We start from the raw sequence: 22,341 nt of genomic DNA on the forward strand, positions 1-22,341 counted from the left end.
ATTCACCATGCCACGGGGGCCCGTCGACTCCTCCCGGATCCCGCGCTTCGCAGGACCCGCCACCTTCGCCAGACTGCCCAGCCTGAGCGACGTCGGGCAGGCCGAGGTGGCCGTCGTGGGGGTGCCCTTCGACACCGGTGTCTCCTACCGGCCGGGAGCGCGCTTCGGTCCCGCGGCGGTGCGCGAGGCGTCGCGGCTGCTGCGGCCGTACCATCCGGCGCTCGACGTGGCACCGTTCGAGCGCGTCCAGGTGGCGGACGCGGGCGACATCGCCTGCAACCCGTTCGACATCGGGGAGGCGATCGAGACGATCGACGCGGCGGCCTCCGAGCTGCTGGCCGGGGGTGCGAAGCCGGTGACGATCGGCGGCGACCACACCATCGCGCTGCCGCTGCTGCGAGCGGTCTCAAGAGTGCACGGCCCGGTGGCGCTGCTGCACTTCGACGCGCACCTGGACACCTGGGACACCTACTTCGGCGCCGCCTACACCCACGGCACCCCGTTCCGGCGCGCGGTCGAGGAGGGCCTGCTCGACACCGAGGCGCTCAGCCACGTCGGCATCCGCGGCCCCCTGTACGGCAGGCGCGACCTGGACGAGGACCGCCGGCTCGGCTTCGGCATCCTCACCGCACGCGACGTGCTGCGGCGCGGCGTGGACGAGGTGATCGACGTGCTGCGGCAGCGCGTGGGGGATCGGCCGCTGTACGTGTCGATCGACATCGACGTACTCGACCCCGCGCACGCCCCCGGCACCGGCACGCCGGAGGCGGGCGGCCTGACCAGCCGCGAGCTGCTGGAGATCCTGCGCGGGCTGGAGGGCTGCGATCTGGTCGGCGCGGACGTGGTCGAGGTGGCGCCCGCCTACGACCACGCGGAGATCACCTCGATCGCCGCCTCGCATATCGCCTACGACCTGGTCAGCCTGCTGGCGTTGCGGGAGAAGCCGTGAGGACGGGCGGCGACCTGGTCGTCGAGTCGCTGGCCGCGCTCGGCGCCACCACGGTGTTCGGCGAGCCGGGGCAACACGCGCTCGGCCTGTTCGACGCGCTGCGCCGATCGGCAGTTCGCTACGTGGGCTGCCGCACCGAGCTGAGCGTCGCGTTCGCCGCCGACGGCCACGCCCGCGCGACCGGGTCGGTCGCGCCCTTCATGGTCTCCACCGGTCCGGGCGCGCTGGGCACACTCGCCGCACTCATGGAGTCCCGTAACGCCAGTGTCCCCGTGCTGGGCATCAGCAGCCAGATCCCGGCGGACGGGCTGGGCGGCAGGCGCAAGGGGTACCTGCACGAGCTGCCGGACCAGGCCGCGTCCTTCAGGGACGTCGTGAAGTCGGTCCACGTGGTGCGTACGGCCGGTCAGATCGTGCCGGCGCTGGCCGAGGCGTGGGAGATCGCGCTCACCGCGCCCGCGGGCCCGGTCTGGGTGGAGATCCCGCAGGACGTGCTGCTCGGCGCGACCGACATTCCCGCGGTCACCGAGCTCCGGGTGGCGCCCAGACCGCTCGCCCCGCGAGGCGAACTCGTCGCCGCGGCGGCGGAGCTGCTGGCCCGGGCGGCCACCCCGGTGATCCTGGCCGGAGGAGGGGTGGCCCGCGCCGGCGCCCAGGCGGCCCTGCTGGAACTGGCCCAGGAGCTGGACGCGCCGGTCGCCACCACGTTCGGCGCGAAGGGCGCCTTTCCCTGGGAGCACCCGCTGTCGCTCCAGTCGTGGCTGGAGGACAGGCACCTGACGGCCTTCCTGGAGGACGCGGACGTGCTGCTGGTCGTCGGCTCGGGTCTGGGGGAACTGTCCAGCAATTACCACACGATGCGACCGCGCGGCCGCGTCATCCAGATCGAGGCCGACCTCGGCAAGCTGGAGTCCAACCACCCGGGACTGGCCATCCACGCGGACGCCCGGCTGACGCTCGAAGCGCTGGCTCAGGCCGTAAAGGGAGCGGCAGCACGGTCGGGAGGTGCTGCCACGGTCCGCGACGTGCTCTCGCGCGTCGCCAAGCGGCTCGACGCGCAGGACCTCACGCTCGAACGGGCGGTGCTCGCGGCCGTGGACCGCGCGCTGCCGGCAGCGGCGCTGAGCTTCTGGGACATGACGATCCTCGCGTACTGGGCCTGGTCCGCCTGGCCGCGGCCGATGGAGTCGGCGCAGGGCGCGGGCGGGCTCGGCTACGCGCTCCCCGCGGCGCTCGGCGCGGCCGCCGCCACCGGGGGGCCGGTGCTCGCGGTCAGCGGTGACGGAGGGGCGATGTACGGCCTGGCCGAGCTGGCCACGCTCCGCCAGCACCACCTCGACGTGACCTGGCTGATCGTGGACGACGGCGGCTACGGCATCCTGCGCGAGTACATGACCGACGCGTTCGGCGCCGCCACGGGGACCGAGCTGGTCAGGCCGGACTTCGTCGCTCTCGCGGAGTCCTTCGGCGTGCCCGCCTGGCGTACCACTCCGGAGGACCTGGAGGGCGACCTCGCGCGGGCGCTGCGAGCACGTGGGCCGAGCGTGGTCGTGCTGCCCGCGACCCTGCGCATGTTCGCCCCCACCCACCTGACGCCGTCATAGCGGCAGCGGGATGCGGTCGAAGAACCAGTACAGGCTGACCACCACGATGGAGGCCGACATCGCGGCCACCGCCCAGCGGGCCGCGGAGGTCCGGCGCAGCAGCACCAGCAGCGGGAAGAGCACGGCGATGAGCACGAGCTGGGTCACCTCGATGCCGACGTTGAAGCTCAGCAGCGACAGGAGCAGCTCCCACGACCCGCTCTCGTCGATGTCCAGGGCGCCCGCGAAGCCCAGCCCGTGCACCAGGCCGAAGGCGAAGACGATCGGCAACCGCCATTTGCCCAACTTGTCTTCCTCGCGGCCCAGCAGGTTGGCGACCGCCACGACGATGATCGACGCCGCGATGACCGGCTCGACGATCGCTCCCGGGACGTCCACGATCCCCATCGCCGCCAGCAGGAACGTGATGCTGTGAGCGGCCGTGAAGGCGGAGGCCGTGACGACGACGTCGCGGAGCCGGCGCGCGCCGATGAGCAGGGCGAGCAGGAAGAAGATGTGGTCGATGCCGAACAGCAGGTGCTCGGCACCCAGGAGGAAGAACTCCCAGACCTGTTGCGAGGCGTGGCGCTCGCCGATCCGCAACGTCGGGCTCTTGGCGTCCAGGACCGCGGAGCCCTTCGTACCGTCGAGCTCGTAGCGGACGAGCGTCTCCGTGTTGTGGACGAAGCTCTCGGCGTCGGGGAACAACGCGCTCGAGATCGCGTGGGTTCCCCCCGCCTCGCCCGCGCAGGCGTAGGCGAGGGTCAGCACCGCGAAGGTCGCCTTGCCGCGCAGGCGCACGTCCGCGTCGCCCACCGTGGTGGGCGCGCACGGCTTGTCGTCGTACGCCACCTCGAAGCGGCGGGTGACGTACTCGGTCACGGCGTCGTGGTTGATCTTGAGCTGGCGGAGCTGCTCGGCCCGCTCCTTGGCCTCATACGCCTCCGCGTAGAGCCAGGCCGACTTCATGAGGAGGTCGTACTCCAGGTCGAGCACGACCCTGACGTTCGTGCCCGTGCCGGTCACCTCGGCGTGGGCCTTCGTGGTCGCGTCGTGCGCCGCCGCCGGAGCGGCCGGCACGCCGCACAGGATGACGGCGAAGACGACGGCGGAGAACCAGCGCCAGCGGGGCATGTCTTATTTCTCCAGGTCGGGGGATGAAAGCCGCCCCGGACCCGGTCCGGGGCGGCGGTGATCGGTTAGTGGTTGAACCAGTGGTACATGGACGAGTCCGGTCCCCACTTGCCCGGGCGGCCGTGCTCGTCCTTCGTGACGAAGACGCTCGGCTCAGAGGCGGTCACGCCGCCGCCCGCGGAACGTGCCGTGACGAACCAGGCGTAGGCCGTGTCGTCCTTGAGGCGGTCCCAGGTCACCGAGGCGACCTGACCCGACGCGACCTTGCTCTTGCCGATGATCCTGGTGGGCTCGTAGAGCGCCAGGGAGTCGGTCTGGAAGCTGGTTGTGCGGGAGGTGAGATCGACCGGCAGCACCAGGTTGTCCTCGCGCCCGTTGTAGCGGCGCAGCGGGTCGAACTCGGTGGCGCCGAAGTCGTTCAGCAGCGGGGAGTAGGTGTCCACGCTCAGCTCCGCCCGCTTGACGTTGAACTGCAGCAGCCGGAAGAAGCTCGCGCCGAACTGGAGCTGGTCCTCAGGGTTGTATCCGCCGACCTGGGTGAGCCCGAGACGGTCGGCCGACACGGTGTAGAACTGGTAGTCCGCCAGGAGTTCGACCACGCCGTTGCCGACCTGGCCCACCTTCGGCTTCACGTTGGTGCCCACGCCGTGCTCGTGCCCGGCGAGGATGAGAAAGACGTTCGGGTTCTTCTCGACCACCGTCTTGTACAACATCGAGCCGTCGGGTGCCGAGAATCCGGCGCCGCGCCCGTCGGGGTTGGTGCTCGGCACGAGGTAGTCGTGCGAGAGCAGGATGCCGTTGCGGTTGGGGAACTTCTTGAAGATGGAGTCGGCCCATTCGGCCTCGTCCCTCGTCACGCCGTACGACAGTCCGACCACGACGAAGTCCAGCCCGCCCGCGGAGAACAGGTCGTAGTGGTTCTGGTTGTCGCCGTCCTTCCACGGGCCGCCGTACTTGGCGTGCTGCCAGCCCTGCGACGCGTCCTGGTACCGGCTGGGGCCGTAGTACTTGTTGTAGATCGCGTCCGGCCCGTCCTCGGTGCCCGACTGGTTGTCGTGGTTGCCGGCGATCACACCGTTCGGGATGTCCGCGTCGTCCAGCACGCGCTGCAGCTTCGAGGACACCTCGAACTCGCCGACGACCTCCTGCTGCGTGGCCTCGTCGGCGGGCTTGCGGATGTTGTTCTCGATGATGTCGCCGGTGTGCGCGACGTACGAGATCTTGCGCTGGTCCTTGTTCGCCTTGATCCAGTCCATCACCTTGCCGTAGGCGGACTCCCACACCGCGCGCTCCTCGGCGCTCTCCTGCTCCACCGCGCCCTCGGAGAGGTACTGCGTGTCGGTGTAGTGGACGATCGAGAAGTCGTACGAGGCGGGGTCGGCGAAGCCGTTCGGGTCACCGGGCTCGATGTCGTCGGCGAACGGGTCCTCGCCCGTCACCATGACGTGGACCTGCTGCTTGTCGACGTAGTCCCCGTCGACGACGGCCGTGAGCACGGTCTTGCCCTCGGCCGCGCCGCGGGCGCTCGTCAGCAGGTCCCATGCCTTGGCCTTCGTGTTCCACACCCGCAGCGACGCCAGGCGCTCGGGGTCGATGGTGCCCTCCCAGCGCAGGACCGGGGCGTCCACGTGGCCCTTCACCTGCACGTCGTACCGCTGGTAGGTGAGATCCTAGCCGGTCGGCGTGTCGAGCGTCTTGCCGTCGGCGGGCTCGAGCCCCTCGGCCTTGACCTTCTTCTCGCCCGGGACCCGCAGGGTCGTGGGGACGGACTGGGCCGTGCCCTGGAACACCTGGTTCGGAGTGAGGATCTCGGCCTCGGAGAATGTCGCCGTCACCTGGCCGCCATCGGGTTCGGCCACCTTGGCCGAGAGCTTGGCGCGATCCGACACGTCGACGGTCCCCATCGCCGGGGTCAACTCGGCGGGGACGTCCGGGATGCCCGCGGATTCGAACACGATCTCGCGGGTCGCGGCGTTGCCGAGCCCGTCGGTGGCGGCCACGGCCAGGGTGTGCTTACCGGCCTTCAGACCCGGGCCCACCTGGGCGCCCAGCTCGATCGGCTGCCCGTCGAGCTTGACGTCCGGCCCGGACACGACGCCGGAGGCGTCCTCGAGCTTGACGTCCAGTACGACCGTGGCGGTGATCTTCTTGCCCGCGGCCGGGACGCTCCTGGCGACCCCCGGCGCCGAGTTGTCGCTGATCAGCAGGCGGGTGGCGACCTCGCCCGTGGCCGACTTCGCGGCGAGGATGTGCTTGCCGTCCTTGATGGCGGTGGTGTCGAGGTCCGCGCGCAGACCCCGGGCCGGAGCGTCCACCAGGAATTCGAGGTCGATCTCGGTCAGCGGGTTCACGGAGTCGCCGCAGTTGCCGTCGCCCATGCCGTACGAGGCCTTGAGCAGCTGTCCGGCTGCCGTGCCCTGCGCCGGGGTGAGGGCGATGTTCGAGATCGCGAAGTCGTCGCGGTTGTTGCCGCACGACGTCGGGAAGGTGCCGGTGACGAAGTCGATCGTGTTCCAGCCGGGCACGAGGAACTCGTTCGGGATCGTGAGGTCGACGCGCTTGCTCACGAAGTCGCCGTCGAGCACGACCTTCTGGCCGTTGACGAGCACGAAGTTCTGGTAGCGCGCCTCGATCGAGTTGCTGCCCACGTTGAAGCTGAGGGTCGCGTTACCCGAGCCGAGCGTTTCGGCGACGTGCACCGCCTTGGCGTCGATCGCGTAGCGCAGCGCGACCTCGCGGAGGGCGGTCTGGCTGTTGCCGCAGGTGCCGTCGCCCATCTCGTACGAGGGCTTGATGTCCTGGCCGGTCACGGTGGCGCCGTCGAGGGCGAGGTCGAGCTTCGCGATCGCGAAGTCGTCGCGGTTGTTGCCGCAGGACTCCTTGTAGTCTCCGGTGACGACCTTGATCGTGTTGTCGCCGGGCACCAGGAACCGGGTCGGGACCGCGACGGTCACGCGCTGGTTCACCCAGGTGCCGCCCAGGTCGATGCGCTTGCCGTTGACGAGCAGGAAGTTGTCGAACTTGTCGTCGATCGAGTCCGCGCCCACGTCGAAGCTGAACTTCGCGGCGCCGTTGGCGAGCATGGGCTTCGTGGCGGGTTCGGCGTCGTCGACGGTGAGGGAGGCGACGCCACCCTCGCCCCCGGCCGGGAGCGTGGCGAAGACCGGCTTGGTGCCCGCCACGAGCGTGCCGTCCGTGGGCAGCAGCCGCGGCGCACCGGCCGGGGCGTTGTTCACGGTCACGGTGTTCTTGACGGTCGCCCCGGCCGCGGTCGTGGCGGTGATGGCGTGCTCGCCGTTGGCCAGCGTCGTCGTGTCCACGTCCGCGGTGAGCCCCGTGGTGCCCTGCGGGTCGGACTGGACGAAGAACTTGAGCGTGGCACGCGTCAGCAGCGAGGTGTTCGTGCCGCAACTGCCGTCGCCGAAGGACAGGGTGTAGGGATTGTCCTCGCCGTCCGCGACCTCACCGAGCAGATCGAGGCCCACCTCGGACAGGACGAAGTCGTCGTAGTTGACGCCGCAAGAGGACTGGATCGTGCCGACCACGATCTCGACGGTGTTCTCGCCCTTGACCAGGCGCTCGTTCGGGATCTCGATGGTCGCCCGCTGGTTCACGAAGTCGCCGATGTCGCTGCGGTACTGGCCGTTGACGAGGACGTAGTTGTGGTACTGCGCCTCCGTCGAGTTCGAGCCGACGTCGAAGCTGAGCTTGGAGACGCCCAGCGTCGGGGTGGCGTTGAGGGCGGTGTCGTCGATGGCGAGTTTCGTGACGCTGTCACCGGCCGCGGTCGGGACCGCCGCGACCTTCGCCGTGCCCTCCAGGTACGAACCGCCGGCGGGGGTGAGCGTCGGAGGGGTCTTGGAACTGGTCGGCGTCGGGCTGGGCCGTCCCCGCTCCTGCTCCCCCGGCTGCGGGTCAGCGTACGCTGCCGTCACAAGACTGCTCACGAGCAGCGCCGCGACCGCGGTGACCGCGGCGAGACGTCCTCGGCGCCGTAAGCCACCCAGTAACTTCCGTGCTGCCATTGGCTGCATCAGGTGCAGTCCCTTCTATTGCGTTCACAAGCACCGATCAGGCGGCTTGCCATCGGGCGGAGACACACTGGATCTCACGAGTGAACGCTGTGCGTGGAGGGGCTGAAGGGACGCGAAACTATCGCCTGATTCTGGTCATCTATCACGAAATAGGAACAACAAGGTCACACGTGCATGTACCGGAACTCAGGCGCGCAGGTCCATGGTCATCGTGGAGCCCCAGGGGGCGCGGCGTTCCTCGTGGAATCCCATGGCCAGATAGAAGGCGAAGGCTCGGGGGTTGCCGCTGCCGACGCCGAGATGCAGGCCGGGCACGCCGCGGGCGCGCAGGGCGTCGGTCAGGGTCGTGATGAGCCGGCGACCCAGGCCCGAGCCCTGGCCTCGGGGCAGGATGTCGATGTGCAGGTGGGCCGGGTGAGCTTCGAGGAGCCCGGCTGGGGTGCGCGGCGGCTCGTGGATGTGGGCGATGCACCGCCAGTCCTCCGTGCCGTCGCCCGGGTCGGCGGCTGACCGCCTGAGATATCGCGTGCGCAGGCCCGGCCACCACGCCTCCTCCTGCCACTGCTCGAAGGCGGCGGTGTCGGCGGTGGCGACGATGTAACCCAGCAACCCCTGGTCGTCGTACGCGACCCAGGTGAGACCGGGGTCGGCGATCGGGTACGGCCCGGCGTAGACGTGCGCGAGCAGGTCGGGGTCCTTGTACAGCGGTGTGGCATCCCGCCCGGAGTCCCCCGTTTCGAGACACACGCGATACATGCCGCCCAGATCGAACGGCTCAAAGGGACGTATCACCGCATCACCGACACGGCAAGGAGGAACCACGCGGTGTGCGGGATCCACTGCTCGGCCCATCGCCACGACTCCCCGCTGGTGCGGTGCTCCTGCGGCATGAAGGCGATGTCGTTCTCGTCGTCGAAGCCGCTGGTGATCCCGTTCAGGATGCCGCCGGGGACGTTCTGGAACGCCGTGGAGTACTCCACGTTGTTCCTGCCCCGCCCCTGGATCATGGACGCGTCGAACGGGTTGAGCCCCGTGATCCACTGCACCTGATCCTCGGCCAGCACGTGCAGCCGGTCGCGCAGGCCGGGCGGGCAGCCGGGCAGCCCGGCGCCGAGCAGCGCGGCGTACGCGGTCGAGCTGATGCCCGCGTTCTCCCCCTGCCACCAGTAGCCGGTCTCGTTCTCGTGCGGGTAGAAGAAGCTCGTCCTCGGCGCCGCACCCAGCGGCTGTACGTACTGGCGGGGGTAGCCGAAGGGGTTGGCGACCTCGTCGGCCAGGGTGACCGCGTCACGCAGCAGGGTGAGGGCCAGGTCGCGGGCCGGGGCCGCCACCGGGGACGTGGGGAACACCTCGGCGAAGCGGATGAGCGCCACCGCGGGCAGCCCGGGCTCCACCGCGTGGAAGAACGGACGGCCCTCAACGTCACCCCGCAGGTAGCCGAACCCCAGCCCCGAATCGGTGTACCGGCCGGCCAGCGAGGCGGCTCGCCGTTCGGCCGCCTCCTCGAACTCCGGCAGGTGCTCGCCGCCGAAGCCGTGCCGTGCGGCGTTGGCCAGCTCGGTGGCGGCCATCAGGGCGCAGTAGTCGTCGATGACGGATTCCAGCCCGTCGTAGAGGTAGTCCGCGTTGTGCTTCTCCAGGTGCGCGAAACCCCGGTACGCGGCGGAGAAGTACTCCCCCGGCGGGAAGTCGCCGTGGTCGTCCTGGGTGGCCGCCCTGGCCAGCGCCGCGATGGCCATCCCGCCGCCCTGCCGGTAGGCGGCCTGCCAGCGGGAGGTGCGCACGCTGTCCTGCAGCGGCGCGTTGATCACCCGTTCGGTGAGGTCCTTGGTGAGGGCGTCGAAGACGGCCGTGTAGAAGTAGCCCTCCTCGGCCTGGAACCGCACCAGGAAGTCGGCACCGTACAGCCCCTCGTCGCGCATCCTGGCGCCCAGCGCGCGGAACAGCTCCGGGTGCAGCGCGCGCAGGTGGTCGCGGGCGGCCAGGAACGCCCACGCGCACAGCGGGGTCTGCTGCGGGTTCATCATCCGGGTGTAGTTGAGGTGGCTGAGGAACTTGCTGTGGTCGCCCGAGGCGTCGAGCCAGCCGCCCCTGGCGTCCACCGTGCGTCCGGAGTCGTCGAGGTAGCAGCGGGCGTGCCGGTCCTTGCGGTCGATCTCGCCGCTGGAGCGCACCGCCTTGAAGTAGTACAGCGCGTCGGACAGCGTCGAGTGATGGACCCGGCGCTCCCCTATCTCGAACGGCGCCGAGGAGAAGGTCCCTGCCTCGGTGGCGACCTCCACCCGGTACCCACCCTCGGCCCGTACGTGGCCGAAGTCCAGCCGGGCGAACAGGCCGGGCGACCACCGGTCCACCCGCCGCAGGGGGCCGGCGACCAGCTCGGTCCTGGTGCCGTCGGCGCCGATGAGGAGGGCCGACCGGATCTCGGCGGGCCCGCGGGCGAGCACGACGGCCTTCTTCGATCCGGCGGCGTTGTAGCCGAGGTGGCTGGTCAGGACGCTGAGCACGACGCGCCCTTCTCGGCCGCGACGCGCTCGGCGAAGTAGCGTGCCGAGCGTTTCGGGGTGCGCTTCTGGGTGTCGTAGTCCACGCGCACGATGCCGAACCTGCGGTCGTAGCCGTAGGCCCACTCGAAGTTGTCCATCAGCGACCAGGCGAAGTAGCCCTGCAGGTTGACGCCCTTCGCGCGGGCCGCGAGTGCGGCGTCGATGTGGGTGCGCAGGTAGCGCTCGCGGTCGGTGTCGTCCACGTAACCGCTCTCGTCGGCGGTGTCGGGGTAGGCGGCGCCGTTCTCGGTGATGTACCAGGCGGGGCCGGGGTAGTCGCGCTCCAGGCGCAGCAGTAGGTCGGTCAGCGCCTCGGGGGTGACCTCCCAGTCCATCGCCGTGCGCTCGACGTCGCGGTCCACCGTGGTGGTCGCCGGCCAGCCGTTGTCTCCGGCCGGCGCGGCCCGCACGACCCGCGAGGTGTAGTAGTTGACGCCGAGCACGTCCACCGGCTGGTTGATCAGCTCCAGGTCGCCGTCCAGCACCGGGAGCGGGCAGCCCAGCTCGGCCAGCTTGCCCGCGATGTCGGCGGGGTACTGCCCGCGCAGCAGCGGGTCGAGGTAGAGCCGGTTGCTCATGCCGTCGTCCCAGCGGGTCGCGGCCAGGTCGGCGGGCGAGTCACTGGCCGGGATCTTGTGCGACAGGTTGAGCGTGATGCCCACCTCCAGGTCGTCTCTGTGGCCGGCCTTGTCGCGGATGACCTTCGTGGCCAGGCCGTGCCCGAGCAGCAGGTGGTGGATCGCGGCCATGCCGGCGCGGGCGTCCTTGCGGCCCGGCGCGTGCTCGCCGTACACATAGCCGAGCATGGCCGCGCACCAGGGCTCGTTCATGGTGGTCCACTGGCCGACCCGGTCGCCGAGCGCGTCGTAGGCGATCGCGGCGTAGTCGGCGAACCGGTAGGCGGTGTCGCGGGCCGGCCAGCCGCCGGCGTCCTCCAGCGCCTGGGGCAGATCCCAGTGGTAGAGGGTGATCCACGGCAGGATGCCGGCCGCCAGCAGCTCGTCCACCAGGCGGTCGTAGAACGCGATCCCGGCCGGGTTGCCCGCACCCTTCCCGTCCGGCTGGACCCGCGGCCAGGCCAGCGAGAAGCGGTACACGTCCACCCCCAGCTCCTTCATGAGCGCGACGTCCTGCGGCATCCGGTGGTAGTGGTCGCACGCGACCGCGCCGGTGTCGCCGCCGGACACGGCGCCCGGGGTGGCGCAGAAGGTGTCCCAGATGGACGGGGTTCGCCCGTCCTCCGCCACGGCCCCCTCGATCTGGTACGACGAGGTGGCCACACCCCAGAGGAACTTCTGTGTCATCGGTTGTGCTCTCCTACCTTTGAATGGTCACGGCTCGCGGGAGATCGACTCGACCCACTTCTTGGTCTCCTCGATCCGCCCGGGCCCGGTGCGCCGCCAGGCTCCCGTCCCGCCGGCCTGCCAGGGGTGCGGCCCGGCGAGTGGACGGTACTCCACGCCGAGGGCGTCCAGTCTGGCCAGATGTGTCCGCAGGCGCTCCTCGAACTCGGCGGGGTCGGCGATGCCGCCGCTCCACAACACCTCGGCGAGCGCGCACGCCCGCGGGAAGGCCAGGTAGTCGAGGTGCCGCTCGTGCGGAACCCACTCGCTCCAGATCTGCCACTGGCCGCCGAGCACCCGGGACCGCCGCTCGTCCGGCCATTCGGCCGGCGCCGGGGTGAAGGCGGCCACGTCGGCCAGGGTGATCGGGCCGCCCTCCGAGCGCCGTTCCGCCGGCAGGTCGGACTGGTCGAAGTTGAGGTAGGTCGGGAACAGCGGGGTGCGGACCACGTCGTGGGTACGCGCGGCACGTTCGGCCACCTCGTGGCCGCGCCAGGCCATGACGATCGTGTCGGGTAGCACGCCGCCGGTGACGAAGCCCTCGTCCCACACCACCATGCGCACGCCGCGCCCGGCGAGGAAGCCGCCCAGCTCGCGCAGGAAGTGGCCGTGCAGCTGGCGGACCTCGGTGTACCCGTGTGTCACCATCTCCGCCGCGATCAGCGGGTCTGCGGCCCACCAGCTCATGTCGCACTCGTCCCCGCCGAGGTGCAGGTACGGCGTCCCGGTGGCGTCGATGATCTCGCCGAGCACGTCCCGGAGGAAGGACACGACCGGCTCGGCAGGGCTGATCGAGGAGCCGCCCGCCCAGACGGTGTCCAGCACGGCCTGCTCCTCGCCGGGGCGGCCCAGCTCGGGGTAGGCGGCGCGCAGCGCGGAGGTGTGGCCGGGCACGTCGATCTCGGGCACCACGACGATCCCCTGGGAACGCGCGTACGCCGAGATCTCCGCCAGGTCGTCGAGGGTGTAGTAGCCGCCGTGCGGAGTCCCGTCCGGAACGCCGTCCGGGCCGAGCCTCGTGGCCGGGCGCCAGGCGCCGACCTCGTGCAGGCGCGGGTGCAGCCGGCTCTCCACCCGCCAGCCCTGGTCGTCGGACAGGTGCAGGTGCAGCCGGTTGTAACGGTGGGCGGCCAGCAGGTCGACGTAGCGCAGCACGGTGCGCTTGGGGAAGAAGTGCCGCGCCACGTCGAGCATCGCGCCGCGCCAGCCGTACACCGGGGCGTCGATCACCCGGCCGCACGGTACGGTCCAGCCGCCCGGGGGCACGCCCGCGCGGCGCCAGATCTCCGCGGGGAGAAGCTGGCGGAGAGTGGTCAGCGCGCCGGACACGCCTTCGAGATCGCCCGCTTGGACGGTGACGCCGTCCTCGGCGACCTGGAGGGTGTAACCGCCGGCCGGCTGGTCGGTGGAGGAATCCACCACAAACCGATTGGTCCCAGTGGTATTGGCCGGTGTTAGGGCGGACAGAAACCGCCGGACGGGCGACGCCACCTCGGCCGACCCGACCACTTCAAGCGGCATTTCCGCACTTAAACGACATATACCGGAGTGCGGCTCGACCGTCGCCGGGCGTGGCAGCAGGGAGAAATAGGCGTTCACGGCACGTTCCCACCGTCGAAGCGGATGGCCTGCCAGACCCCTCGGCAGGTCGTCTTATGTCGGCGAAGTTACTGGTTGTCTTAGTTTGGCGCAAGTGGTATCTTCCCGGTACTTCAGTGGTATTTTGCCCTGGTCGGGGGCGTATTCGGCGGTCGACCGACCAATGGAGAGGTGATCATGGCGGTCAATCAGACCTTGCCTCGAGTGAATCCCCCACCCGAGAACAAGCTTCACGCTTCGCGGAAGATGCCGTTCCTGGCCAGATTCTGGCGGGATTCGCCGTTGCTCGTCATGGTCGCGCCCACAGTGATCATCTTGCTGCTCTTCACGTACGTCCCGCTGCTGGGCAGCGTGATCGCGTTCATGGACTACGTCCCATTCCTGGGCTTCACCGGGTCGGAGTGGGTGGGCTGGGCCAACTTCACCTCGCTCTTCTCCGACTCCGCGTTCTGGACCGCGCTGTGGAACACCGCGCAGATCACCTTCCTGCAGATCGTGCTCTTCTTCCCGGTGCCGATCCTGCTGGCGGTCCTGCTGAACACGGTCGCGCTGCCGATGGCGAAGAAGTTCGTCCAGTCGGTGATCTACCTGCCGCACTTCCTGTCCTGGGTGATCATCGTCGCGCTGTTCCAGCAGATCCTGGGCGGAGGCGGCGTCGTGAACCGGTTCCTCCTCACGCACGGGATGACGCCGTTCGAGGTCATGTCCAACCCGGACATCTTCAAGCTGCTGCTCACCACGCAGGCCATCTGGAAGGACGCCGGCTGGGGGACGATCATCTTCCTGGCCGCCATCGCGGCCATCAACCCCGGCCTGTACGAAGCCGCCACCATCGACGGCGCGGGCACCTGGCAGCGGTTCTGGCACGTCACGCTGCCCGGGATGCGGCCGATCATCGTGCTGATGCTGATCCTGCGGCTGGGCGACGCCCTGACCGTCGGCTTCGAGCAGATCCTGCTCCAGCGGGACGCGGTCGGCCCAGGAGCCGCCGAGGTGCTGGACACCTTCACTTACTTCAACGGCGTCGTGGACGGGAGCTGGGGCACCGCGACCGCCGCGGGCCTGCTCAAGGGCATCGTCAGCCTCCTGCTCGTGCTCGCCGCCAACAAACTCGCCCACCGGCTCGGAGAGGAAGGCGTTTACCGGCGATGAGCTCCCGTCCCATATGGCTGGGCAAACCCCAGCCGGTCGCCCTCGCCCTGAAGGCGCTCGCACTCGTGCTCACCTGCGCGGTGGTCATCTTCCCCTTCCTCGTCGTGATCTCCACCAGCCTGGCGACCAAGCAGCAGATCGACGCCAACGGCGGCTACGTCATCTGGCCCACGCAGATCTCCTTCGAGGCCTACAAGCAGGTCTTCAACGGCACGCAGGTGTCGCGGTCCATCGTGATCAGTGTCGGCGTGACGGCGGTGGGCACCGCCTTCAGCCTCCTGTGCACGGTGCTCGCGGCGTACGGCCTGAGTCGCAGGGGGTCGCTCTTCCAGCGCGGCCTGCTGTCCTTCGTGTTGCTCACGCTGCTTTTCGCGCCGGGCATGATCCCGGTGTACCTGATGGTCAAGCAGCTGGGCATGCTCAACACGTACTGGTCGCTGGTCATCCCGACCGCGGTGAGCGCGTTCAACATTGTGATCATCCGCGGTTTCATCCAGGCGATACCGCAGGAGCTGTTCGACGCGGCGCGCATGGACGGCGCCGGCGAATGGCGCATTCTCCGGTCCATCGTGCTGCCCAGTTCCAGGGCCGTCGTCGCCGTGGTGGGCCTTTTCATCGCGGTCGGTTACTGGAACAACTATTTCAGCCCGCTGCTGTATCTGAACGACACGGAGATGTGGCCTCTCCAGCTTGTCATGCGCACGTTCGTGCTGGACAACAACGTCACGTCGAATGCGCAGGCCATTCCCGGATACGTGGCACCCCCCGCGCAGTCCGTGCAGATGGCGCTAGTGGCGATCGCCACACTGCCGATCCTGTGTGTCTATCCCTTCCTGACGAAACACATGTCCAAGGGGATGCTCACCGGGGCCATCAAGGGTTAATGGATACCGTAAAGGAACACATCATGGGCATCAGAATCCCCAATGAGGGAGTCAGTCGCAGGTCGCTGCTGAGGCGCGCGGGTCTGGCCGCGGCACTCGTGCCGATCGGCGGAGTCCTCGCCGCGTGCGGCTCCGGTCCGGAGGGTGCGAGCGGCGGCGCGCCGAGCACGGGCGCGGGCAAGGCGGCGCCGATGCCGGCGTACGTGCCGCCGAACAAGCCCAAGCCGCTGTTCGAGGGCACCGCGAAGGGCGTCATGGACGTCTACGAGTCCTTCCCCATGGACGGGCCGACGACGGTGACCGGGCCGATCGGTGACGGCAGCGACTTCAACGTCATGATCATGACGTTCGGGCAGCCGGCCCCGCCGCTGGGCGAGAACGTCTACTGGCAGCTCCTGAACAAGGAGCTCAACCTCAACGTCAAGCCGCTCCAGGTGCCCTTCGCCGACTTCCAGACGAAGTTCCCCGCCCTGGTCGCCGGCGACGACCTGCCGGAGTTCGTCTCCGTGCCGATATTCCAGAACGTGGCCCGCCTGCCCCAACTCGCCGAGGCGCAGTTCACCGACCTGAGCGAGTACCTCTCCGGCGACGCGGTGAAGAAGTATCCGAACCTGGCCGGCATCCAGGAGGCGGGCTGGCTCAACGGCTACCTCAACGGCCGGATCTACGGCGTGCCGCGTTCCGACCCCGTCTTCACCTCGCAGATCTACACCAAGACGGACGTCATCAAGGCGGCGGGCGCCAACCCGCAACCGACGAACCTCCAGGAATTCCGCGACCTGGCAAAGGCGGTCACCAACCCCAAGGCCGGCGTGTACGCCTTCGGCGGCAACATCGCGGACTTCCTGATGATGATGTTCGGCGTGCCCAACAAGTGGACGCGCAACAACGACGGCACCTTCGTCTCCGCCTACGAGCACGCGGCGTTCATCCCGGCCATCGCCGAGCTGGCCGCGCTGTACAAGAGCGGCGTCTTCCACCCCGACACGGCCACGCTGATCGACAACAAGGTGCAGCGTGACGCGCTCTTCCGGTCGGGCAAGCTGGCCATGGTCCATGACGGCAACCGGGCGTTCGGCATCGTCGCGGACGACAACAAACTGGTGTTCGACATCATGATGCCGTTCGGCAAGGACGGCGGGAACACCGTGCACTGGACCGGCAACGGCGCCTACGCGATGACGATGATCAAGAAGACGAGCGACAAGAAGAGGATCGACATGTTCCTCAAGGTGCTCGACTACATCTCGGCCCCGTTCGGCGCCAGGGAGTCGTTCGTGATCAACTACGGGGTCAAGGGCGAGGACTACACGGTCAAGGACGGCGTGGCCGTGCTGACCACCCGCGGGCAGCGCGAGCAGGACCTCGGCCTGGCCTACATCGCGGGCGGCCCCCAGGTGCTGTGCAACCCGCAGGGCGCCCCGGGCGTGGACAAACTGAACTACGACTGGCAGCAGAAGGTGGTCCCGAACCTGCTCGCCAACCCCGCCGTGCACCTGTACTCGCAGACCTTCAACTCCAAGGGCGCCGCCCTGCAGAAGCAGATGGAGGACGCGATCGTCGCGGTGTTCCTCGGCCGGGAGCAAGCTTCCAGCCTGACCTCCGCGGTGCAGAAGTGGAAGGCCGGCGGCGGCGACCAGATGGCCAAGGAGTACGCGCAGGCGGGCTGACGCGAGGATCGGGGAAAGGTATCAGATGAAGTTGAGACACTCGCCGTCGGCGCTGGTGATCGTCGAGGGCACCGACATCCATCACGACCTGCTCGGCGCGGCGCTGGCGCTGCAGGAGATCGTGCTCGAGGGCGGGCTGCCGGCGGCCCGCGCCGTCGGCCTGGACCGGTTCCTCGACCCGATGCCGGCCACCGCCGAGGCCGACGTCTACGTGCTGTACCGCTCGTCGGTCAGCTTCCACCCCGCCCAGCAGGAGGCGCTGTCGGCGCTGGTGGCGGCCGGCAAGGGGCTGGTCGCCGTGCACGCGAGCAACCTGTTCGGGTTCGGGCCCGGCGGTCTGGCCGCGGACCGCGCGGCGCACGAACTGGTGGGCTCCCGGTACGTGTCGCACGGCGACGCGGGCTCGGAGGGCCGGCTCGAGGTCACGGTACGCGGGGGCCACCCCGTGACCAGGTACCTGGACGACTTCGCCATCGACGACGAGTACTACGTGCTGGACTGCGCTCCGGACGTCCAGGTGCTGGCCGAGCGGCCCGCGGGCGAGGGCACCGAGCCGATCGCCTACGTGCGCGAGCACGGCGCGGGCCGGGTGTGCTACACGGCTCTCGGCCACGACGCGCGGGCGTGGGGCAACCCGTGGTTCCGCCAGCTCATCCGGCAGGCCACGCTCTGGGCGGCGGGCGTCGAGGACGACGTGATCGCCTCCTGGTCCACCCGCTGGCCGCTGGGCAACGCGCGGTTCATCGGAGCCGCGACGTGAGCGGGCAGGCCGTACCGCCGGTCGCGGCGCAATTGTGGTCGCTGCACGACGACGCCGCCAAGGATCTGCTCGGCGTGCTGGAACGGGTCGCGGAGATCGGCTACACCGCGGTCGAGCCGATCAGCCTGTACGGCAACGCGCCCTCGGCCGTACGGGCTACGCTGGACCGTCTTGGCCTGGACGTGTGCAGCGCGCACGTTCCGTTCCCGTCCGGAGACGACGCGCCGGCCATCCTGGACACCTACCGGGAATTGGGCGTCGCGACGCTGGTGTGGAGCCTGGAGCCAGAGGAGTTCAGCACGCTCGGCGGCATCCTCGCCGGGGCCGAGCGGATCAACCGGGCCGTGGCGAACGCGGCCGCGCGGGGCATGCGGATCGCCTATCACAACCACTACGCCGAGTTCGTCAACGTGTTCGACGGCCGGCGAGCCTATGACATCCTGCTCGGCGAGCTGGACCCCGCGGTGGTCGTCGAGCTGGACACGTACTGGGTGGCCACGGCCGGTCTGGACCCCGCGCCGGTGGCCGCCGGGCTCGGCGATCGGCTGGAGTTCACGCACCTCAAGGACGGCCCGGCAACGGGCATGGACGACTACATGGTGCCCTTCGGCGAGGGGACGGTCGACGTGGCGGCGGCCGCGCGGGCCAACCCCGCGGTCAAGTGGCACATCGTCGAGGCCGACCGGTCCCGCCAGGACATGTACGGGCTGCTGCGGGCCTGCTACGACTTCCTCGTCGGGGCAGGGCTCGCGACTGGCCGGCGTCCCGCCGGTGCGTCATGAACGGGCCACGGGTGCTCCTGCTCGGGGGCACGGGAGTGATCAGCGCCGCCTGCGCGCGTCAGTTCGCCTCCGACGGCTTCGAGCTGACCGTTCTGACCAGGGGCCGCACCAACTCGCGGCCACTGCCGGACGGGGTGCGCAGGCTGACCGCCGACGTGCACGACGACGCGTCCATGCGCGCAGCCCTGGGCGGGGAGACCTTCGACGCCGTGGTCAACTTCGTCGGCTACGCCCCCGCCGACATCACCACGGACGTGGCCAGGTACGGCGGGAGCACCGGGCAGTACGTGTTCATCTCGACCGGCTCGGTGTACGCCCGCCCGGCGCCCGTCCTCCCGGTCACGGAGTCGTCGGCGCGCCGCGCGGGGAACTTCGACTACCCGGCGCAGAAGCTGCGCTGCGAGGAGGAGCTGGAACGGGCCTACCGGTACGAGGGCTTCCCCGCGACGATCGTGCGAGCGGCGCACGTCTACGACGAGACGGTGTTCCCCACGCTGGCCGGCTGGACGGTCATCGACCGCTGGCGGCGCGGCAGACCGGCCGTCGTGCACGGGGACGGCACCTCGTTGTGGAACCTCATGCATGCCGGCGACTTCGCCCGCGGGCTGGCCGGAGTCGTCGCCCGCCGCGCCGCTGTAGGGGAAAGCGTGCACATCACCTCCGACGAACCGCTCACCTGGGACGAGATTCACTTCTGCCTCGCCAGGGCCGCCGGGGTGGAACCGGCGATCGCGCACCGGTCCAGTGCGGACATCGGCCGCGAAATCGCGTGGATGGGCACCGTTCTGCAAGAGGATTTCCGGCACTCGATGATTTATGACAATTCCAAGATTAAGCAGCTCGTTCCGGGTTTCTCGGCTCAGGTGCCGTTCGAGCGGGGAGCCCGGGAGATTCTCCGCTGGTTCGGCGCGGATCCGTCCCGGCAGCAGGTCGACGCGGAGCTGGACGCGGCCTTCGACCGGCTGGCCGGAGATTGTGATGGATAATAATGGCATCCGAAGCGGATCCAGGGCGAAAATGCCACTATCTTCACCAGGTAACAGAAGCAGGGAGCAAGCGAAAGACATGGACGGGGTGAACACGTCGTCTCGGACGTCCCTCATCGCGTCGGACAATCCTGAGCCCTTGTGGGTCCAGGCGGCTGAGCTGATCGAGCGCCAGGTGCGGGAGGGCGTCCTGCCCGCCGGTCGGCGGCTGCCCGCCGAGCGGGAGCTGTGCACCCAGCTCGGCATCAGCAGGGTGACGCTCCGCCGCGCCCTGCAGCACCTGGTCGAGCGCGGCGTCATGCGTTCCTCGCACGGCCGCGGCTGGTACGTCGCGGCCCGCTCCGACCGTGAGTGGCCCAACTCCCTGGAATCCTTCACCGAGACGGCCCGCCGCAAGGGCCTGGTACCCACCTCCCGGGTGCTGCGCGCCAGGATCGCGCAGGCGTCCCTGGACGAGGCGGACGAGTTCGGCGTGGCGGCCGGCACCGAGCTCTTCCTCCTTGAGCGGGTGCGCCTGCTGGACGGTGTGCCGATAGCAGTGGACTCCTCCCAGGTGGTGGCCAACTTCGTCCCCGGGCTCGGCTCCGTCGACTTCACCCGCGCGTCGCTGCTGGAGGAGCTGGCCGCGGCGGGCGCCGAGCCGGTCATAGCCGAGTCCACCATCGAGGCCAGGGGCTGCGACGCGGAGATCGCCGAGCCGCTGGAGCTCAAGGCCGGCGATCCTGTTCTGATCATGAACCAGTCCATGATGGACGCCCTGGGGCGGGTCGTGCTCGTCTCGACCATCACCTACCGGGGCGACCGCTACCGGCTGCGCACCTCGTTCATGCGAGGCGCCGGGGGCGCCTCCTGACGGACCGGCACTCTTCACCTGCCGGACATTTCACACAAACCATGCACTATGCTCTCTCATGGCATGCTGTGGTATTGCGTGGTATTGAATTGGATCACTGATCCTTTGAAAGGAAGAGAACGACATGACCGGGGTGAGAATCCCCTTCCTGGAGGGACGAGCGGGCCAACCGGCCGCGCTGGAGCGGGTCGCGGCCAGGGTCGGGGCCCAGCTCGCCGCGCTCGGCGAGGAAGGCGGTGTGCTCGCCTCGGTTGTCCGCCCGGTCTTCGTCGGCATCGGCGCCAGCTATGCGGCGCTCGCCCTGCCGGTCGCGCTCCTCGCCGAAGGCGGGATCCTCGCCCGGCGGGAGCTGGCCGGCGAGATCGGCTCCGGCCTCGCGTTCACCGGGGCGGACCTGGTGCTCGGCGTCTCGCAGTCGGGACGCAGCACGGAGACCCTCGAATCGCTGGCCCTGCTGCCCGGCGGAAACCGGGCAGCGGTGGTGAACGTCGCGCCCTCGCGCCTCAGCGAGGCCGTGGAGCACTGCGTGGACCTCGGCAACGAGCCGGACAGCTACGCCTCCACCATCGGGTACACCGGCACTCTGGTCGCGCTCACCATGATCGCGCGGACCCTGCTCGGGATGCCGGTGGCCGAGGCCGCGCGGGAGTGGGCCGGGATCGAGGCCGAGCTGGAGCGGCACGAGACCGCGCTGGCTCCGGTGGTGGACGAGGTGGCCCGGCAGGCCGCCGGCGTGGTGGCCGCCGACGTCGTCTCCTCCGGGGCGTTCCGCGCCGTCTCCGAGTCCGGCGCCCTGCTGCTGCGCGAGGTGTGCCGGGTGCCCGCCTCCGCCCTGGTCACCCGTAACTACCTGCACGGCGAGATGGAGTCGGCCGGCGAGACCCTGCACGTGATCATCGGCGACGGCCGGGAGCTGGAGCTGGCCGGCAGCCTGGCCGCGGCCCATCATCACACGCTCTGCGTCACCTCGGCCGGCCTCGCCTCCGCCGAATACCTGCACGTGGTGCCCATCCCGGCCGCGGCCTCGCTGCCGGTGCGCACCGTCCTCGCCGAGGCCGTGCTGCAGCGCCTGGCCGGCTCCCTGGCCCAGGCGCGTGGGGTCGAGATCGAGGACTTCGTCTTCCACAACAGCGATACCAAGATCGAGGAACCGGTCGGATGAGCCGGGTCGTGATCGGCATTGACGTCGGCGGCACGAAGACGCGGATGCGGCTCCTGGACCTGGCGGGTGGCGAGGTGGCCGGCGACCGTACGATGCCGAGCACCGGCTGGCAGACCCGATCGCTGCCCGGCGCCGCGGCCTGGCTGGCCGAGCGGGTGGCCGCCCTGCCGCAGCCCGGCGACGAGGTGGTGCGGGTCGTGGCCGGGGCGCACGGCTGCGAGACGTCCGAGCAGTGCCATCTGCTGGAACGCGAGCTGGAGGCGGCCCTCGGCCTGCCGGTCACCGTGGTCAACGACGCCGAGCTGCTCGTCCCGGCGGCCGGGATGACCGCCGGGATCGGCCTGATCGCGGGCACGGGCTCGGTGGCCGTGGGCAGGCATCGCGAGACCGGCGGCCACATGTCGGCCGGCGGGTGGGGCTGGGTGCTCGGTGACGACGGCTCCGGCTCCGCGCTGGTCCGCGACGCGGCCCGCGCGGTACTCGCCCGAGCCGACGACGGTGCGCCCCTCGAACCGCTCGGCCAGGCCCTGTTGCGCTCCTACGGCGTGCCCGGCCTGCCCGAACTGGCCGCCGCGATGAGCTGGGACGGCGGCGTGGAGACGTGGTCCGAGCACGCGCCTGCCGTCTTCGCCGCCGCAGCCGGGGGCTCCGTTCTGGCGCGGGACGTGATCCGCCGGGGCGGCGCGGCGCTGGCCGGCCTGGTGCAGTGCCTCGCCCGCCGGGGCGCGGAGACCGGTGCCGTGGTCGCGGCGGGCGGGGTGATCGTCGCCCAGCCGGCGCTCCTCGCGGCGTTCGAGAAGGAGCTGGGCGCCCGGCTGCCGGGGGTGACCACGACGTTGCTGCGCACTCCGCCGGTCGCCGGGGCGGTCGAACTGGCCCGCCGTACGGCGGGCAGGAGTTGAGG

At 69.9% G+C, this 22,341-nt stretch carries 18 protein-coding genes; 11 read left to right on the forward strand and 7 right to left on the reverse strand.

Annotation, left to right across the window (positions count from 1 at the left end; genetic code table 11):
- Positions 1-7 precede the first annotated feature (7 nt).
- Together speB and ACFLIM_RS19030 are read left to right on the forward strand one after the other, a co-directional pair.
- Positions 8-949, forward strand: a complete 942-nt coding sequence (gene speB, locus ACFLIM_RS19025; RefSeq protein WP_393167160.1) for an agmatinase — start codon at positions 8-10, stop codon at positions 947-949.
- On the forward strand, positions 946-2,553 hold the full coding sequence (locus tag ACFLIM_RS19030) for a thiamine pyrophosphate-binding protein (RefSeq protein ID WP_393167162.1): 1,608 nt from the start codon (positions 946-948) through the stop codon (positions 2,551-2,553). The genes speB and ACFLIM_RS19030 overlap by 4 nt, the downstream gene beginning before the upstream one ends.
- Here ACFLIM_RS19030 and ACFLIM_RS19035 read toward each other — a convergent pair.
- From ACFLIM_RS19035 to ACFLIM_RS19065, 7 genes are all read right to left on the reverse strand, one after another.
- Complete coding sequence (locus ACFLIM_RS19035; RefSeq protein WP_393167164.1) at positions 2,548-3,666, reverse strand: HupE/UreJ family protein; 1,119 nt, start codon at positions 3,664-3,666, stop codon at positions 2,548-2,550. The genes ACFLIM_RS19030 and ACFLIM_RS19035 overlap by 6 nt on opposite strands.
- A 65-nt stretch (positions 3,667-3,731) precedes the next feature.
- Positions 3,732-5,294, reverse strand: a complete 1,563-nt coding sequence (locus tag ACFLIM_RS19040) for a metallophosphoesterase (protein ID WP_393167166.1) — start codon at positions 5,292-5,294, stop codon at positions 3,732-3,734.
- Between the two features lie 42 nt (positions 5,295-5,336).
- Positions 5,337-7,601 (reverse strand): hypothetical protein, encoded by a 2,265-nt coding sequence (locus ACFLIM_RS19045; protein ID WP_393167168.1) that lies wholly within the window; start codon positions 7,599-7,601, stop codon positions 5,337-5,339.
- A gap of 285 nt (positions 7,602-7,886) precedes the next feature.
- Positions 7,887-8,447, reverse strand: a complete 561-nt coding sequence (locus tag ACFLIM_RS19050) for a GNAT family N-acetyltransferase (RefSeq protein WP_393167170.1) — start codon at positions 8,445-8,447, stop codon at positions 7,887-7,889.
- A 41-nt stretch (positions 8,448-8,488) separates the two neighbouring features.
- The gene (locus ACFLIM_RS19055) at positions 8,489-10,207 is read right to left on the reverse strand and encodes a glycoside hydrolase family 9 protein (RefSeq protein ID WP_393167172.1); all 1,719 of its coding nucleotides are present in this window, start codon (positions 10,205-10,207) and stop codon (positions 8,489-8,491) included.
- On the reverse strand, positions 10,192-11,550 hold the full coding sequence (locus ACFLIM_RS19060) for a GH1 family beta-glucosidase (RefSeq protein WP_393167174.1): 1,359 nt from the start codon (positions 11,548-11,550) through the stop codon (positions 10,192-10,194). Before ACFLIM_RS19060 ends, ACFLIM_RS19055 begins: the two co-directional genes overlap by 16 nt.
- A 27-nt stretch (positions 11,551-11,577) precedes the next feature.
- Positions 11,578-13,188, reverse strand: coding sequence for a beta-N-acetylhexosaminidase (locus ACFLIM_RS19065; protein WP_393167176.1), 1,611 nt, complete (start codon positions 13,186-13,188; stop codon positions 11,578-11,580).
- Positions 13,189-13,392: 204 nt separating this feature from the next.
- Here ACFLIM_RS19065 and ACFLIM_RS19070 point away from each other — a divergent pair, with 204 nt between their 5' ends.
- The 9 genes from ACFLIM_RS19070 to ACFLIM_RS19110 all read left to right on the forward strand — a co-directional run bounded on the left by ACFLIM_RS19070 (position 13,393) and on the right by ACFLIM_RS19110 (position 22,339).
- Positions 13,393-14,340, forward strand: coding sequence for an ABC transporter permease (locus tag ACFLIM_RS19070; RefSeq protein ID WP_393167178.1), 948 nt, complete (start codon positions 13,393-13,395; stop codon positions 14,338-14,340).
- Positions 14,337-15,224 (forward strand): carbohydrate ABC transporter permease, encoded by an 888-nt coding sequence (locus ACFLIM_RS19075; RefSeq protein WP_393167180.1) that lies wholly within the window; start codon positions 14,337-14,339, stop codon positions 15,222-15,224. The genes ACFLIM_RS19070 and ACFLIM_RS19075 overlap by 4 nt, the downstream gene beginning before the upstream one ends.
- Before the next feature lie 23 nt (positions 15,225-15,247).
- Positions 15,248-16,894 (forward strand): hypothetical protein, encoded by a 1,647-nt coding sequence (locus tag ACFLIM_RS19080; RefSeq protein WP_393167182.1) that lies wholly within the window; start codon positions 15,248-15,250, stop codon positions 16,892-16,894.
- 25 nt (positions 16,895-16,919) lie between these two features.
- On the forward strand, positions 16,920-17,654 hold the full coding sequence (locus tag ACFLIM_RS19085; protein ID WP_393167184.1) for a ThuA domain-containing protein: 735 nt from the start codon (positions 16,920-16,922) through the stop codon (positions 17,652-17,654).
- Positions 17,651-18,436 (forward strand): sugar phosphate isomerase/epimerase family protein, encoded by a 786-nt coding sequence (locus ACFLIM_RS19090; protein ID WP_393167186.1) that lies wholly within the window; start codon positions 17,651-17,653, stop codon positions 18,434-18,436. The genes ACFLIM_RS19085 and ACFLIM_RS19090 overlap by 4 nt, the downstream gene beginning before the upstream one ends.
- Positions 18,433-19,422, forward strand: a complete 990-nt coding sequence (locus ACFLIM_RS19095; RefSeq protein WP_393167188.1) for an NAD-dependent epimerase/dehydratase family protein — start codon at positions 18,433-18,435, stop codon at positions 19,420-19,422. The genes ACFLIM_RS19090 and ACFLIM_RS19095 overlap by 4 nt, the downstream gene beginning before the upstream one ends.
- Before the next feature lie 139 nt (positions 19,423-19,561).
- The gene (locus ACFLIM_RS19100) at positions 19,562-20,275 is read left to right on the forward strand and encodes a GntR family transcriptional regulator (protein ID WP_393167190.1); all 714 of its coding nucleotides are present in this window, start codon (positions 19,562-19,564) and stop codon (positions 20,273-20,275) included.
- A gap of 124 nt (positions 20,276-20,399) precedes the next feature.
- Positions 20,400-21,437 carry an SIS domain-containing protein gene (locus ACFLIM_RS19105; protein WP_393167192.1) on the forward strand — a complete coding sequence of 346 codons (1,038 nt, stop codon included), beginning with the start codon at positions 20,400-20,402 and terminating at the stop codon, positions 21,435-21,437.
- Complete coding sequence (locus ACFLIM_RS19110) at positions 21,434-22,339, forward strand: N-acetylglucosamine kinase (protein WP_393167194.1); 906 nt, start codon at positions 21,434-21,436, stop codon at positions 22,337-22,339. Before ACFLIM_RS19105 ends, ACFLIM_RS19110 begins: the two co-directional genes overlap by 4 nt.
- The last annotated feature ends 2 nt before the right edge of the window (positions 22,340-22,341 follow it).

The organism is Nonomuraea marmarensis, assembly GCF_043197025.1.
Classification (GTDB): Bacteria; Actinomycetota; Actinomycetes; order Streptosporangiales; family Streptosporangiaceae; genus Nonomuraea; species Nonomuraea marmarensis.

Coding starts and splice junctions, on each gene's coding strand:
- speB (WP_393167160.1), top strand. CDS start 8: ATGCCACGGGGGCCCGTCGACTCCTCCCGGATCCCGCGCTTCGCAGGA.
- ACFLIM_RS19035 (WP_393167164.1), bottom strand. CDS start 3,666: ATGCCCCGCTGGCGCTGGTTCTCCGCCGTCGTCTTCGCCGTCATCCTG.
- ACFLIM_RS19060 (WP_393167174.1), bottom strand. CDS start 11,550: ATGACACAGAAGTTCCTCTGGGGTGTGGCCACCTCGTCGTACCAGATC.
- ACFLIM_RS19075 (WP_393167180.1), top strand. CDS start 14,337: ATGAGCTCCCGTCCCATATGGCTGGGCAAACCCCAGCCGGTCGCCCTC.
- ACFLIM_RS19080 (WP_393167182.1), top strand. CDS start 15,248: ATGGGCATCAGAATCCCCAATGAGGGAGTCAGTCGCAGGTCGCTGCTG.
- ACFLIM_RS19085 (WP_393167184.1), top strand. CDS start 16,920: ATGAAGTTGAGACACTCGCCGTCGGCGCTGGTGATCGTCGAGGGCACC.
- ACFLIM_RS19095 (WP_393167188.1), top strand. CDS start 18,433: ATGAACGGGCCACGGGTGCTCCTGCTCGGGGGCACGGGAGTGATCAGC.
- ACFLIM_RS19105 (WP_393167192.1), top strand. CDS start 20,400: ATGACCGGGGTGAGAATCCCCTTCCTGGAGGGACGAGCGGGCCAACCG.
- ACFLIM_RS19110 (WP_393167194.1), top strand. CDS start 21,434: ATGAGCCGGGTCGTGATCGGCATTGACGTCGGCGGCACGAAGACGCGG.